General features: G+C 63.8%; 13 protein-coding genes. 5 read left to right on the forward strand and 8 right to left on the reverse strand.

All coding sequences use genetic code 11. The features are described 5' to 3' along the window. Positions 1 to 9: 9 nt before the first annotated feature. Positions 10 to 357 (reverse strand): hypothetical protein, encoded by a 348-nt coding sequence (locus HNQ60_RS15620; RefSeq protein WP_184333401.1) that lies wholly within the window; start codon positions 355 to 357, stop codon positions 10 to 12. Between the two features lie 220 nt (positions 358 to 577). Further along, positions 578 to 2,233 (reverse strand): amidohydrolase, encoded by a 1,656-nt coding sequence (locus tag HNQ60_RS15625; protein ID WP_184333403.1) that lies wholly within the window; start codon positions 2,231 to 2,233, stop codon positions 578 to 580. Between the two features lie 130 nt (positions 2,234 to 2,363). Here HNQ60_RS15625 and HNQ60_RS15630 point away from each other — a divergent pair, with 130 nt between their 5' ends. Beyond that, positions 2,364 to 3,278, forward strand: a complete 915-nt coding sequence (locus HNQ60_RS15630; protein ID WP_184333405.1) for a DMT family transporter — start codon at positions 2,364 to 2,366, stop codon at positions 3,276 to 3,278. Positions 3,279 to 3,310: 32 nt separating this feature from the next. Here the strand turns inward: HNQ60_RS15630 and HNQ60_RS15635 are convergent, their stop codons facing one another. Continuing rightward, complete coding sequence (locus tag HNQ60_RS15635; RefSeq protein WP_184333407.1) at positions 3,311 to 4,207, reverse strand: LysR family transcriptional regulator; 897 nt, start codon at positions 4,205 to 4,207, stop codon at positions 3,311 to 3,313. Positions 4,208 to 4,415: 208 nt separating this feature from the next. On the opposite strand from HNQ60_RS15635, the gene HNQ60_RS15640 reads away from it, so the two are divergent. Further along, a complete protein-coding gene (locus tag HNQ60_RS15640; protein WP_221304219.1) occupies positions 4,416 to 6,131 on the forward strand; it encodes a methyl-accepting chemotaxis protein in 1,716 nt (571 codons plus the stop codon). A 44-nt stretch (positions 6,132 to 6,175) separates the two neighbouring features. Here HNQ60_RS15640 and HNQ60_RS15645 read toward each other — a convergent pair whose 3' ends face one another. From HNQ60_RS15645 to ada, 4 genes are read right to left on the reverse strand one after another with little or no spacing between them, the layout of a single operon-like run. Then, the gene (locus HNQ60_RS15645) at positions 6,176 to 7,537 is read right to left on the reverse strand and encodes a glutamine synthetase family protein (RefSeq protein ID WP_184333409.1); all 1,362 of its coding nucleotides are present in this window, start codon (positions 7,535 to 7,537) and stop codon (positions 6,176 to 6,178) included. Beyond that, on the reverse strand, positions 7,534 to 8,901 hold the full coding sequence (locus HNQ60_RS15650; protein WP_184333807.1) for an aspartate aminotransferase family protein: 1,368 nt from the start codon (positions 8,899 to 8,901) through the stop codon (positions 7,534 to 7,536). Before HNQ60_RS15650 ends, HNQ60_RS15645 begins: the two co-directional genes overlap by 4 nt. Positions 8,902 to 8,946: 45 nt before the next feature. Continuing rightward, positions 8,947 to 9,657 (reverse strand): 2OG-Fe(II) oxygenase, encoded by a 711-nt coding sequence (locus tag HNQ60_RS15655; RefSeq protein WP_246433591.1) that lies wholly within the window; start codon positions 9,655 to 9,657, stop codon positions 8,947 to 8,949. A 26-nt stretch (positions 9,658 to 9,683) separates the two neighbouring features. Next, a complete protein-coding gene (gene ada, locus HNQ60_RS15660; RefSeq protein WP_184333809.1) occupies positions 9,684 to 10,757 on the reverse strand; it encodes a bifunctional DNA-binding transcriptional regulator/O6-methylguanine-DNA methyltransferase Ada in 1,074 nt (357 codons plus the stop codon). A gap of 199 nt (positions 10,758 to 10,956) precedes the next feature. Between ada and trhO the strand changes: the two genes are divergently transcribed. The 3 genes from trhO to HNQ60_RS15675 are packed head-to-tail and all read left to right on the forward strand — an operon-like array spanning position 10,957 to position 14,167. Then, complete coding sequence (gene trhO, locus HNQ60_RS15665; RefSeq protein WP_184333413.1) at positions 10,957 to 11,889, forward strand: oxygen-dependent tRNA uridine(34) hydroxylase TrhO; 933 nt, start codon at positions 10,957 to 10,959, stop codon at positions 11,887 to 11,889. 20 nt (positions 11,890 to 11,909) lie between these two features. Further along, positions 11,910 to 12,524, forward strand: coding sequence for a LysE family translocator (locus HNQ60_RS15670; RefSeq protein ID WP_184333415.1), 615 nt, complete (start codon positions 11,910 to 11,912; stop codon positions 12,522 to 12,524). Then, on the forward strand, positions 12,521 to 14,167 hold the full coding sequence (locus tag HNQ60_RS15675; RefSeq protein WP_184333417.1) for a thiamine pyrophosphate-dependent enzyme: 1,647 nt from the start codon (positions 12,521 to 12,523) through the stop codon (positions 14,165 to 14,167). The genes HNQ60_RS15670 and HNQ60_RS15675 overlap by 4 nt, the downstream gene beginning before the upstream one ends. Position 14,168: 1 nt before the next feature. Here HNQ60_RS15675 and HNQ60_RS15680 read toward each other — a convergent pair whose 3' ends face one another. Further along, positions 14,169 to 14,591, reverse strand: coding sequence for a hypothetical protein (locus HNQ60_RS15680; protein WP_184333419.1), 423 nt, complete (start codon positions 14,589 to 14,591; stop codon positions 14,169 to 14,171). Between the last annotated feature and the right edge of the window lie 64 nt (positions 14,592 to 14,655).

Consider the following 14,655-nt stretch of genomic DNA (forward strand, 5'->3'; position numbering starts at 1 on the left):
TGGTCGATGTCAGACGATCGGAGGAGGGGTCGGCGGAATGTCGAACCGGCTCAGCAACGCAGGCGGCTGCGCAGTGACTCGTTCAGCACAGTGTTTGCTCGAGAACACCCACGTCGCCGGGGCGAGACCAACTGCCACGGAGCAGTAGCTGTTGCAGTCGTGACCAGCACCAGCGCCGTCGCAATGCGGGCATTTCTGCACCTTGGGTGCCTCGTGCTTCGTGCTGTCGCCATGCATGCCGCCCTCGTCGCAATGCGACGCGACGTCGGCAGGCTGTGCTGCTTCGGCGGGCAGGGACAGCAATGACTGCAGCCCCACGACCAGCATCAGCACGAATGCGATGAGACGGGAATTCATGACGCCGGCATCGTACGTCGGAACCACGGTGCGGGGCTAGAGTGGATCTGCTGAGTGGGTAGGTGGGTCACCGCTGAGGAGAGGCTTGTTCTGCTGTGGGTCCGGCTTTAGCCGGACGTCATGCGAAGCCTCCGTCATTCCCGCGTGCGCGGGAATCCATGCCTTTTAGCAAGATGGATTCCCGCTTTCGCGGGAATGACAGAGGCAGCTGGCTTTGCAGTCAGCGCGTCACCTTCGTCCCCGCCACGTACGTCGCTTCCACCTTGATGTCATCGATCTCACTCTCCGGCACCTTGAAATAGTCGCGGTCGAGGATGATGAAATCGGCCCACTTGCCGGGCTCGAGCGAGCCCACGGATTTCTCCATGAAGGCGGCGTAGGCGGCGTCGATCGTGAACAGGCGCAATGCTTCGGCCCGCGTGAGTTTCTGGTTGCCGTACCAGCCGCCGGGCGGGTGTCCGTCACGATCCTGGCGGGTGACCGCCGCATGGAGACCGAAGAACGGATTCGGCAATTCGACCGGGAAGTCGCTGCCGCCCGCGAGTCTTGCGCCTGCGTCGAGCAACGAACGCCAGGCATACGCACCCTTGATTCGCCGCGGGCCGACGCGATCCTCTGCCATGTTCATGTCCGACGTCGCATGGGTCGGTTGAATCGATGCGATTACATTCAGCTTCGCGAAGCGCGGAATGTCCTCGAGCGTGATGACCTGAGCGTGCTCGATGCGTGGCCGCAGGGACTGGCGCTGAGCAGCTGTCAGCCGCTGCTCGAAGGTATCGAGCGTGAGTCGATTGCCTGCGTCGCCAATCGCGTGAATGTTGAGTTGCCAGCCGTGCTTCGCGGTCAGCGATGCGAGCTCACCGATCTGCGCAGGCGTGTAAAGCGCGAGGCCGCGATGCTGCGGCTCGTCGCTGTAGTCCTGGATCATCGTCGCACCGCGGCTGCCGAGTGCGCCGTCGACCCAGGCCTTCACCGAGCGCATCTGCAGGCGATCCTCGAACTGCGCGGGCTGGATACCTTTGGCGATGGTCGCACGCGCCGCTTCGCTGTCGGCCAGCATCGCGTAGATGCGAATCGACAGTTGCTGCTTCTTGCCGAGTGACTGGTACGCCGCGTACTGCCGGGTATCGATGCCCGCGTCGTGAACGCCGGTCAGACCCAATGCGGCCACGCTCTTCATCGCGGCGCCCAGCGTTCGCTCGATCTCCTGATCCGTCGGCGCGGGGACATGCTTCTCGATCAATGCGGACGCTGCGTCGACGAACACGCCAGTGGGTTCGCCGGAGGCATCCCGAACGATCTGGCCGCCGGGCGGGTCCTGCGTGGCTCGAGTGATGCCCGCGATCTTCAACGCTTCGCGATTCACCCAGATTGCGTGGCCGTCCACCCGCGAGAGCATCGCGGGCCGGCCGCTCGTGGCGCCTTCGAGATCCGCGGCGGTGGGGAACTGTTTGCTGGTCCACAGCACCTGGTTCCAACCGTTGCCGATGATCCAGCGATCGTTGGGATTCGCCTTCGCAAACGTGAGTACCCGGTCGACTGCTTCCTTCGTGCTGCTGCTGCCACGCAGGTCGACCTGCAGCTGCAACTGGCCCAGTCCGAGCATGTGTCCATGGGCATCGATCAGCCCGGGCAGGAGGGTCCGACCCCTGGCGTCGACGCTCGTAATGCCCGATCCGGCGGGAACGGCCGTTCCTGCTTCCAGGAGTTTCCGCACCTTGCCATGCTCGATGACGATGCCCGCGTACTCACGGATGCCGTCGGCTTGCGGCGTGTAGACCTTCGCATTGTGCACAACGACGGTCTGCGCATTCGCGGTTGCCAGTGCGGCCAGCAAAAGTGCGAAGGGGAGGAGAGACCGGGGTAGAGATCGCATGTCGGTGGCACGCCTCTATCTAAAGTGGCTGTCTTGTTGTCGTCGCCTGATACAGAATATCGGCCCCGCGATTATGCCTGCAGCTGTGACACAAGAATCCACAACCAACCGGCGCTGGCGGTCGATCGTCATGCTGATCGCCGTAATGAGTCTCTGGGGCGGCGTTTTCGTGGCGACGAAAGACGTCATCGACGCGGTGCCGCCGTTCACGCTCGCGTTCATGCGCGTGGCGATCGGGTTCGCCGTCCTGCTGCCGATCGCCTGGATTCGCTATCGGCGCCTCCCGGCCGAGCGGGCCAGGCTGCCGTGGAAAGCGATGTTCGCGATGGGATTCATCGGCGTGGCGTTCTATTACGCCGTCTTCAATCTCGGCCTGGTATACACGTCCGCATCCCAGGGTGCGCTGGTTCAGAGCTCGATTCCGGCGATGACGGCACTGATCGCCATCCTCTGGCTCGGCGAGCCCGCCTCAAGAGTGCGTATCGGCGGCATCACCCTGTCGCTTGCCGGCGTGCTGCTCGTCTTCTCCGGGAGCGACGTACTGGATGCGACAGCATCGTCGCCGGTCCTGGGCAACATGCTCGTATTCGTCAGCGTGATCGCGTGGGGACTCTACACAGCGCTGGCCCGGCGGTATGCGAACACGGATGCGGTGGTGATGACAGCTGGTGTGATCGGCATCGGTGCGCTGCTGCTGCTGCCGGCCGCGGCAATCGAGCTGCAGGGACATCCGCTGCCGACACTATCGCTCAAGGAAGGACTCGAGGTGCTGTTGCTCGGTGCGGGAGCCTCCGGGCTCGCCTACCTCTTCTACAACGTCGCGCTTCAGGATATCGATGCGAGCCAGGCGGGCGTGTTCGCGAATCTCATCCCGGTCGTCGGCGTGATCAGCGGTGTTCTCGTTCTCAATGAACCGCTTTCGTCGCGCGCCATCATCGGCGGAATCATCGTGATGGCCGGCGTCTGGATCACCGGATCGGATCGATCGCGCGCCGGTGGGGCCGTGCCGATGACGCGGCAACCGACCGCCGACAGTGGGCGGTAAGCAGTCCGTGTGAAACTCTTCTCCGCTTCCGATCAGGAGCGCTGTTCCGTCCCCGAAGTCAGGTGCCGCACCAGTTCCTGCGCGTACGTCGGCAGGTCCTGCAGTTTGCGGACGCAGATCATCAGGCGCCGGATGGCCCATTCATCGGTGAGGTCGATGCGGCGCAATTGCGTCGCCTTGTTGCGTTCGACCGTCGTTTCGGGAACGACGCCGATGCCGACATTGCATTCGACCAGCCGGCAGACAGCATCGAAGCTGCGCAACTGGACGCGAAGCTTCAGCCGCCGGCCGATGCGATCCGCCTTGTCGGAAAGGAATCGCTGCAACGAGCTCGAGCGATCGAGTCCCACGAAGTCGTAATCGAGTGCGTCGGCGAACGCGATGCTCTTCTCGTTCGCGAGCGGATGCGACAGCGGGGTCACCAGGACGAAGCGATCGGAGCGGAAAGCGAACACTTCGAGACCGGTGACGTCTTCGGTGCCGGCCACGATGCCGATGTCGGCCTTGCCGTCGGCGACTGCCGCGACGATCTCGTCGCTCAGCCGCTCTTCGAGATCGATGTTCACCTGCGGATGGGCCGCGAGAAAATTGCTCAGCGGCTCGGGCAGGAATTCGATGAGCGCGTTGGTGTTCGACAGCAGCCTGATGTGTCCTTTGAGGCCGCCGGCGTATTCGGCGAGATCACCTCGCATCCTCTCTGCCTGCTGCAGGAGCAGTCGTGCGTGATGGATCAGCGTGCGGCCGGCCGGGGTGGGGTGTACGCCTTGGCGTTCGCGATTGAGCAGGGCTGTGCCCAGCTCCAGCTCCATGTTCCGGATGCGGGTGCTCGCGGCCGCGACGGCCAGGTGCATCCGCTCCGCGCCCGCGGTGATGCTGCCGGCTTCGACGACATGCAGGAAAAGCTTCAGGTCGGTCAGGTCGAATCGCATGTGCGGTGCAACGTACGCGAAATTCCGTCAGGGGCCAACCGGCGAGCCCACCGGGCACAGCCCCTCAATGCCCCAATGCAGCGCTGGATGATGCCGCAAGCCCGCGGCTGCCTAGGGTGTTCCCTGAAAAAGTTACGTGAAGGTTTCAGAGGGTGGTCGCTGCGCCGATAGCGGTCTGGAAGACCCTTGAATTGCGTTGGAAAAGCTCATGACCGGACTCAGCATCAAAGCCCGTCTGTACCTCAATCTCGCGATCCTGGCGGTAGCCCTGATCGTCGTGCTCGGGGTCGGGCTGAAAGCATTTAACAATGCCTCGAACCGGATGGAGACGCTGTACTCCGACAACCTCGTTCCGATCGCAAGCTTCGGCGAGATCTTCCAGCGCTCCCTGCAGAGCCAGCAGTACCGTCTCGAAGCGTACGTGCACAAGGACACTCAGTTCACGCAGGCGAACTACGACGCCATCAAGGAGAACCGCGGACGCATCAACTCGCTGATGGAAGAGTTCGACAAGGTCGCGCTGTCGCCTGAAGAGCGCAAGCTGTCCAGTGAGATCAAGGAACAGCGTGCGTCGATCGTGAGCTCCGGCAAGCAGGAAATCGAAGCGTTGCTCGCGCAGGACTACGACTCGGCGACGAAGGTCCGTATCGGCAGCATCGAGCCGGTCATCGACCGGATGGACGACACGACGCAGAAGCTCATCGAGATGCGCATTGCCGCTGCCGGCAAGGTGATCGAAGGGGCGCGCGCGGAAGTTGCCGCTGACCGTCGCGTCATGATGATCAGCTTCGTGCTCGCTCTGGCGATCGCTGTGTGGTCAGCCTGGCTGCTGGCCCGCCACGTGTCGCTCGGCCTCGGTCGTGCGGAGGATCTCGCTGAGCGCGTGAGTCGCGGCGAGCTCGGCCATCGTCTCGATGTCGTCGGCAACGACGAAATCAGCCGCCTGTTGCGCGCGCTGAAGGGCATGGACGACAAGCTGGTCGACACGGTGAGCCAGGTGCGCGAGAGCGCGGCTACTGTCGATCGCGCCGCAAGCCAGCTCTCGCAGGGCAGCGATGATCTGAGCGAGCGTACGCAGGAACAGGCGGCCGCGCTCGAAGAGACCGCGGCCAGCATGGAAGAGATGACGGCCACGGTGAAGCAGAATGCCGACAATGCGCAGCAGGCGAACCAGATCGCCAGTAGCACTCGCGGCCAGGCGGACCAGGGCGGCCAGGTCGTGCGTCGCGCCGTCGACGCGATGAATGAGATCACCTCGGCCAGCAAGCGCATCGAAGACATCATCAGCGTGATCGACGAGATCGCGTTCCAGACGAACCTGCTGGCATTGAACGCCGCTGTCGAAGCAGCGCGCGCAGGCGAGCAGGGTCGCGGCTTCGCGGTCGTCGCATCCGAAGTGCGCAACCTCGCGCAGCGCAGCGCGAGCGCGGCGAAAGAGATCAAGGGCCTCATCGGCGACTCGGTACAGAAGGTTGCGGTCGGCGCAGGGCTCGTGGGCGAGTCCGGAGACACGCTGAACAGCATCGTGACAGGCGTGAAGAAGGTGACGGACATAGTCGCTGAAATGACCGCTGCGACTTCGGAGCAGTCGTCGGGCATCGATCAGATCAATCACGCCATCACGAACATGGATCACGCGACGCAGCAGAACGCGGCGCTCGTCGAGGAATCCGCTGCGGCAGCGAAGACGATGCAGCAGCAGGCGCAGGAACTGATGAAGCTCGTTGCGTTCTTCCGTATCGACGGTGCGGCACCGATTGCTGCCGCGGCGGTTGTCGAGGCTCCCGCTGCTGCCAAGGCGACTGTGGCGCCGATGAAGCGTCCCGCACAGCGTCCGGTGGCGCGCAAGGCTGCAGCTCCGGCACCGGCAGCAATGCCGCGGGCGCGGGCGAGCGGCGACGAGTCGGTGTGGCAGGAGTTCTGATTCCGTCATCCCCGCGTGTGCGGGGATGACCGCTCTTCGAGCGGTCAGCTCTCCAGGTACCAGTCGTAATCGACTGAGCTCACTCTCGCGTTGAACTTGTCGCATTCCTGGCGCTTGATGGCCAGAAAGGCCTGCATGAACTGCTCGCCGAGGGCATCACGCAGGAATTGCGATTGCCCGGCTGCGCGGATCGCGCTGTGCCAATCCCTCGCCAGTGTTCCTTCCACTGTGGCTTCGTAGCCGTTGCCTGTGACCGGCGATCCCGGATCCAACTCGCCCTCGATCCCCTTGTGGATTCCTGCGAGCACTGTCGCGGCGACGAGGTAGGGATTGGCATCCGCACCGCTGACGCGGTGTTCGACGTGGCGGCTCGGCGCGGCGCCCGCGGGGATTCTCAAGCTCACCGAACGATTGTTGATTCCCCAGGTCGGCGCGACGGGCGCGTAGCTCATGCGGCGGAAGCGGCGATAGGAGTTCGCGTTCGGCGCGAAGATGAGCATCGATTCGGCCATCGTCGCCTGCAAGCCGCCGATCGCGTGGCGAAGCAGGGGAGTGCCGACCGGGTCGTCGCTCGCAAACACATTCACACCGTTCCCATCCTGCAAGCTCGCGTGGAGGTGCATGCCGCTGCCGGCGTGCTCTTCGAACGGCTTGGCCATGAAGCAAGCCAGCAGTCCGTGACGAAGCGCGACGCCACGGATCAGGCGCTTGAAAGCGACCGCCTCGTCGATCGCGCGCAACGCATCGTCGCGATGCAAGAGGGTGATCTCGAATTGTCCGGGTGCGTACTCCGACATCAGCGTTCGAAGCGGCAGCCCCTGTGCTTTCGCAGCGGCGTAGATGTCGTCGAACACCGGCGACATGTCGTCCAGCTTGCCGAGACCGTACGAATCGAAACGGGCTTGCTTGCGGCCCGACAGCAATCCCGCCGCCGGCACGAGTGATCCGTCGTCAGCGCGCTTGAGCAGATAGAATTCGATCTCCGCGGCGACCACCGGACGCAGGGGTAACAGACGCTCGATGGAGCGTGCGAGCGCGTGGCGGGGATCGGCATAGGTGGGCGCGCCGTCCATGTCGTACATCGTGAGCAGCACTTGCGCGCCGGATCGACGCGTCCAGGGCGTACGCTTCAGAGTGCCCGGGACTGGCCGGCACAGGCGGTCTGCGTCCCCGACCGACCACACGAGGCCTGTGTCCTCGACGTCTTCACCGGTGATGTCCAGTCCGAGAATGGAGCCGGCGACGCAGCGTCCATCGGTGTAGATCGACAGCAGTTCTTCGCGAGCGACGATCTTGCCGCGGGCGACGCCGCTCGGATCCGTGATCAGCAACTCGATCGCCTCGACGTCCGGATGGGAGGCGAGGAAGTCGCGTGCTTCGGAAACGTCCGCTGTGGGTGTCGTCAAGGAAGCAGCTCCGAGAGAAAGGACTCGATGCCCGAGAGAAGCGCATCGACCTGTGCGGCGGTCGTCGCCGGGCTGATCAGCATCATGTTGTGGAAGGGCGTGATGAGCACGCCGCGATTCAGAAGGAACAAGTGCAGCGCTCGCTCGAGCGCGGGTGCATTTGCATCGAGCGACTCCCTTGCGGTCCGAACCGGCGTCGCTGAGAAGCACAGCTCGCTGCGTGCGCCCACGTTCACGACATGCCAGGGCAGTCGATGCTTTGCGATGAGCTGGCGCAGACCGCCCGTGAGTCGTCCGGACAGTGTATTCATGTGTTCGTACGCGGCAGGAGTCATGACCTTCTCGAGGCATGCCGTCAGTGCGCTGGTGGCGAGTGCGTTCGCAGCGAGCGTCGTGCCCATGCCGGAGTGCCCCGACGGCTTGTTCGCGAGGAAAGTGGTCATGCGGTCCGACAGTTCGGCCGTGAACCCATAAACTGCGCAGGGGACACCGCCCGCGATGGCTTTGCCAGCGATGAAGAAGTCGCAGCGCAATCCAAGTGCCCGTGCGTGACCACCGGGACCGCTGCTGAGTGTGTGCGTTTCGTCGATCGCCAGCAGCGTGCCGTGACGATCGCAAAGCGCGCGTGCGGCCGACCAGAAGCTTTCCGTCGGCAGCACCATGCCCGCATTCGTCATCACTGGTTCGGCGAGTACGCATGCGACGTCGCCATGAGCGAGTTCGCGTTCGAGTGCTGCAATGTCGTTGAACTCGACGACTCGTGCGTGAGACGCGAAGTCAGCGACCTGGCCGACCTGGCCGGGGCGCGTCACGACGCGGCCAGATTCCAGGCGAACTAGCGTGTCCTCGAGCGTGCCGTGGTAGCAGCCGTCGAAAACGAGGATCTTGTTGCGGTCCGTCAATGCGCGGGCCCATCGAACGACAGCGCGATTGGCATCGGTCGCCGTTTGGGTCATCTGCCAGAACGGGAGTCCAAATCGTGCTGCAAGCAATTCTCCGGCGCGCGCTGTTGCATGAGACGGCAACATGCACGTGAAGCCGTGCGCAGCCTGTTCGCGGACGACATCCGCGACTGCCGGTGGCGAGTGGCCGAACATCGCGCCGGTATCGCCGAGGCAGAAGTCCGCGTAGCTGTGCTGATCGATATCCTGTAGCACAGCGCCTTGCGCGGACTGCACTACAACTGGTACCGGAAGCGACCAGTCCGTCATCCAGTGCATCGGGACGCCATTCAGCCAGTGAGCGGCCGATCGGCGGGCTTCCGCGACGCACGACGGATGCGCCTGCAGAAAGCGAGCGCGCTCACGTTCCAGAAGCCGCGCCACGACCACCTGGTCAACACCCGCAATCGACTCGGAAGACATCATGCGGCCACTATGACGCGGCACGCGTTGGAAGTGAACACGCGATCAGCGCGCGTCGTGGAAGATGATTCCGGCCGTGTGACGGTTGCCCGACAGGATGCGGCTGACCCCGTGCCGCAGGTTCACACGATAGAAACCTCGCGAACCGCGAACGGGCCGGTGATGAACGGCGAAGATCACGCCATCGCCCTGGCGCAGCGGCACGACGCTGGCTCGCGACTGCATTCGCGGACGCTGTTCGGTGATCACGAACTCGCCACCCGTGAAATCGCGCTGTGGTTCGCAGAGCAGGATCGCTATCTGCAGCGGGAATACGTGCTCACCGTAGAGGTCCTGGTGCAGGCAGTTGTAGTCGTCCGGGCCGTATTGCAGCAGCAGCGCAGTGGGGCGCGTTTGCCCCGCGTCATGGCATCGCTGGATGAATTCGGCATGAGTCGCCGGAAAGCGCGTTTCGATGCCCATCGTCTCGTGCCAGCGATTCGCGATGCGCGTCAACGGCGGATAGAACGTTTCGCGCAGCGACGCAATGAGCGAAGGCAGCGGGTAAGCGAAGTATTTGTACTCACCACGACCGAATCCGTGCCGGGCCATGACGACCCTGCTGCGAAACGCGGAGTCGTCCTGGTAGCTGCCGGCCAGCGACTCGCACTGCGCCGGCGAGAGGAGTCGCTCGAGGACGGCGAATCCGTCCGCATCGAGTCGCCGCTCGGTCGCGTCCCAGTCCGGTGTGGGAGAAGCGAAGGCAGGAGATGCCATCGCCTGCCTCGAAACCTTCGCGTGCATCAGGCCGCCTTCTCGCGTTCGAGCAGGGTGCGCTTGCGTTCGATGCCCCAGCGATAGCCCGACAGGTTGCCGTCAGTGCGAACGACGCGGTGGCAGGGAATCGCAATGGCAATCGCGTTCGCCGCACACGCCTGCGCGACCGCGCGAACCGCCTTGGGCGCTCCGATCCGCTTCGCCATGTCGGCGTAGCTCACGGTCGACCCGGCGGGAATCTTGCGCAGCGCCTGCCAGACTCTTTGCTGGAACGCCGTGCCGCGAATATCGAGTGGCAGGTCGAGACCGATCGACGGTGCTTCGACGAAGCCCACGACCTTCGCGACCATCTGCTCGAATTGCGCGTCCCCGCCAATCAGCTGGGCCCGTTCGAACCGATCCTGCAGGTCGCGCACGAGCGCTTCGGGATCGTCGCCGAGAAGGATCGAGCAGACGCCCTTGTCAGTGGCTGCCACCAGGAGCGCACCGAGTGAGCATTGCGCGACTGCGAATCGAATGACTGCGTTCTTGCCACCAGCGCGAAACTCCCCCGGCTTCATGCCGAGGAGCGCGTCGGCTTTCGAATAGAAGGGCGCGTTGGAGTTGAAGCCGGCTTCGTAGATCGCGTCGGTGACGCTGCCGCGACGAGCCAACCCTGTCTGCGTCCGTTCCGTGCGATGTGCCGACGCATACGCCTTGGGTGTCACGCCCGTCACGGCCTTGAAGACACGATGGAAGTGATACGCGCTCAGTCCCGCGGCCTTGGCCAGCGTGGCCAGTGAGGGTGCCGATTCGCTGGTCTCGATCAGGCGGCATGCCTTCGCGATCCGGGCGGCGTACTGTTCATCGAGCGAGGGCTGCTCGGGCTTGCAGCGCCGGCAGGGGCGGAACCCGGCCTTCTCCGCGGCCGCCTGGGTTGTATGGAATGCGACGTTTTCGCGGCGGGCGCGACGGGAGGCGCAGGAAGGGCGGCAATACACTCCGGTCGTGCGCACGGAGTAATAGAACTGCCCATCCGCTGCACGATCGCGGCGGACAACGGCATCCCAGCGTGCTTCATCGCTGTGGAAAACAGGGGGCGTTGGCGCAGTCGCCTTCATGAGGCCCGGCTCGGTTCTGGATACAAGTTGCATCATGGCTCGATCTCCCGGTCTGGCATAGCTCTTCAGTGGGGCCAGAATGCGTCGGGCAGGTATTCCCTGACACTCGGGTTCTTGCTTTCAAATCCCGCAACCTACTGATTTATACTCGCGCGCCTGCATTTCAACGCGCGCCCCGCGCCCGCTCATCCATCGTTCCATGATCGCCGCCGCGTTCTACAAGTTTGTCTCGCTGCCGGACTACACGGCCCTGAAGCCGTCGTTGCTGGCGTTCTGCGAGCAACGCGGCGTGAAGGGCACGATCCTGCTTGCAGCCGAGGGCATCAACGGGACGATCGCCGGCGAAGCCGCGAGCGTGCGTGAAGTGCTTGCCTACCTGCGCAGTGATCCCCGGCTCGCCGATCTGGAGCACAAGGAGTCGGGTGCGACACGCAAGCCGTTCTATCGCATGAAGGTGCGCCTCAAGCGCGAGATCGTCACGATGGGTGTGCCCACGGTCGATCCGACGAAGCTGGTCGGCACCTATGTGAAGCCCGAGGACTGGAACACGCTCATCACTGATCCGGATGTCCTCGTCGTCGACGTGCGCAACGACTATGAAGTCGCGCTGGGTACCTTCGAAGGCGCCATCAACCCGAAGACGCGCAGCTTCAGCGAATTTCCCGCGTGGATTCGCGAGCAGGCCGCGTTGCGGGACAAGCCGAGGGTGGCGATGTTCTGCACGGGCGGCATCCGCTGCGAAAAATCCACAGCCTTCCTGCGAGCCGAAGGGTTCGACCAGGTCTTCCACTTGCAGGGCGGCATTCTCAAATACCTGGAAGTCGTGCCCGAGCGCGACAGCCGGTGGCAGGGTGAGTGCTTCGTTTTCGACGAGCGCGTCGCGATCGGTCACGGATTGAAGGCTGGCGAGCACGAGCTGTGCCGTTCGTGTCGGCAGCCGATCAGTGCGGCGGACAAGTTGTCGGAGCGATTCGAAGAAGGGGTGAGCTGTCCCGGTTGCTACGATTCGATCACGCCTACGAAGCGGGCGGGCTTGCGCGAGCGGCAACGCCAGGTGGAACTCGCGAAGCGGCGTGGCGCCGAGCACATCGGTGCGAAGCTCGTCGTGGAAAGCGGCGAAGAGTCCGAATAGATCTGGCGACAGGTGCAATCATGTCCTTATACGGTCTGTTGATATTCGCTGCGGTGTACGCGCTGGCGGTGGCTTCGCCGGGACCGGGCGTCGCGGCAATCGTGGCTCGATCCCTCGCTCGTGGAATGCAGGGCAGCGTCGCGTTCATCGGCGGGTTCCTCGTCGGCGACCTGATCTGGTTTGCATTCGCAGCGACAGGTCTCGCGGCGCTTGCGCAGACGGCCTACACACTGTTCGTTGCGATCAAGTACATCGGCGCCGCGTATCTGCTTTACCTGGCCTACCGGTTGTGGACGACACCCGCACAGGCGGTCGACGAGCAGGCCGTCGACAGCGGCGGTCGCCCGACGCAGCTGTTCCTCGGCAGCCTTGCGCTCACGATGGCGAATCCGAAGACAATGATCTTCTTCCTCGCGCTGCTGCCGACCGTCGTGAATCTTCAGACATTGACGCTGGCGGGCTTCCTCGAGATCGCACTGGTGATCAGCATCGTGCTGCCTCTCGTGCTCGCCGCTTACGCATTCGCGGCGACCCATGCGCGCCGTTTGTTCAAGAGTCCGCGAGCCGTACGTAACCTGAATCGGGGAACTGGCGTCGCCATGGCAGGAGCGGCAGTCGCCGTTGCAACACGATGAGCACTACAGTCACGGCCGCACGTCGGCTGGTCGAAACCCTGGTCGCGAATGGCGTTACGCATGTCTTCTGCGTGCCCGGCGAGAGCTATCTCGCCGTTCTCGATGCGCTGGTCGATTTCCAGGATCGCATCCAGGTCATCACGTGCCGGCATGAGGCGGGCGCATCGAACATGGCGGTCGCGTACGCCAAGCTGACTCGTCGTCCCGGTGTCTGCTTCGTCACGCGCGGCCCTGGCGCAACGCACGCAAGCATTGGCATTCACACGGCTTCGCAGGACTCGGCGCCGGTGATCATGTTCGTCGGGCAGGTGGCACGCGCCGATCGAGGTCGCGAAGGATTCCAGGAGCTCGACTATCCGGCGGTCTTCGGCACGATGACCAAGCTCGCGGTCGAAGTGAGCGATCCGACCCGTATGGTCGAGATCGTGACCCGTGCATTTGCGACCGCGGCACAAGGCCGGCACGGCCCGGTCGTAGTCTCGCTGCCCGAAGACATGCTGACGGAAGATGCGGGCCCGCGTGTGCCGAGCGCAGTGCAGGCTGCACCAGCCGGCCTCGCCGAGGCGGCATTGCATGCGATTCACGCCCGACTCGAGAAATCAGAGCGCCCACTGATGATTCTCGGCGGCACGGGCTGGAGCGACGACGCGCTGCAGCGCCTCGCGGACTGGGCGAAGCAGATCGATCTGCCGATCGCGTTGTCGTGGCGCCGCAAGGACCTGCTGAACAACGATCATCCCTGCTACGTCGGCGACCTGAGCATTCGCCCGAGCCCCGGTCTCAACGAGCGCATCAAGCAGGCTGATCTGCTGATCGCGATCGGATCGCGCATGGGTGACATTCCGACGACCGGCTACCAGCTGCTGTCGGCGCAGGATGCGGCCGAAAAGCTCATCCACGTGCATCCTTCCGCCGAAGACATCAATCGCGTCTGGCAGGCCTCGCTCTCTGCAATTGCGAATGAAGCCGTCGCCGCGATCTCACTGAGCGGATTGAAGGTGCAGCGCAAGTGGTCGCAGTGGCGCGCTGCTGCCCGCGGCGACTACGAGAAATCAATCGAACCAGTCACGACAGTGGGTGCGGTCAATCTTTCGCAGGTCTTCACGCACATGGCGCGTGTTCTGCCGCCTGATGCGATTCTCTGCAACGGCGCCGGAAACTACGCCGCGTGGCCGAATCGCTTCTATCGCTATCGCAAGCCTTGCACGCAGCTCGCGCCGACCAGCGGTGCAATGGGCTTCGGTTTTCCCGCTGGCATTGCAGCGAAGCTGGTGCATCCGGATCGCGACGTGATTGCGATCGCAGGCGACGGCTGCTTCCTCATGACCGGCCAGGAGCTGGCGACGGCCGTGCAGCATGACGTGCGTCTCGTGACGATGGTGATCGACAACGGTTCCTACGGCACGATCCGCATGTACCAGGAGCGCGAGTATCCAAAGCGCGTGATGGCTACCCGCCTGCGCAATCCCGATTTCACTGCTTATGCCCGTTCGTTCGGCGCCTGGGCCGCGACCGTCGAGCGCACCGAAGATTTCCCGGCGGCCTTCGAAGCCGCGCGCAAGTGCGACGTCCCGTCGCTGATTCATATCAGGACGAGCGTCGAGGATATTCTGCCGGGGCAGAGGCTGCCGAACGCGCCGTAGGCTACTTCGGCATATCCGGACATACATACGGCACGGACGCCGACACGTACGTCTTCGCGCGTTCCTGGCCGATGATGTGCAGCGAGAGCTCTTCCGCGGAGGGGAGGCTGACGCTGGCTTCGATGGGAATCGAATCTTCGAGCCAGCGGATGTTGGTGCCGGCAACGCCCCAGCCGGAAATCCGGTAGGTCTCGAAGCACGAATCCATCAGCAGGCTGCGGTCGGGCAGGAAGACCAGCATCTCACCGAGGGCGTGCCCCGAAGTCGTCGCGATCCAGACTTTGCCGATGAACGCGCCGTCGGCCGGCAGTGCGTCTGTATCGCCTGTAGTGGCTGCAGCAGATGCTTGAGGTGTGGGTGGGGGGCTTTTGCCTCCACAAGCGATCAGGCTGAGAGCAAGAAGAAGAGCAGCAATTGCTTTCATGGGCAGTTCCGGATCGCGGCATCGATGCGATGCAGTGTAGCGATCCGGAACTGTCCGGAGAAGT

The sequence above is a fragment of the Povalibacter uvarum genome (genome assembly GCF_014202975.1).
Taxonomy (GTDB): domain Bacteria; phylum Pseudomonadota; class Gammaproteobacteria; order Steroidobacterales; family Steroidobacteraceae; genus Steroidobacter; species Steroidobacter uvarum.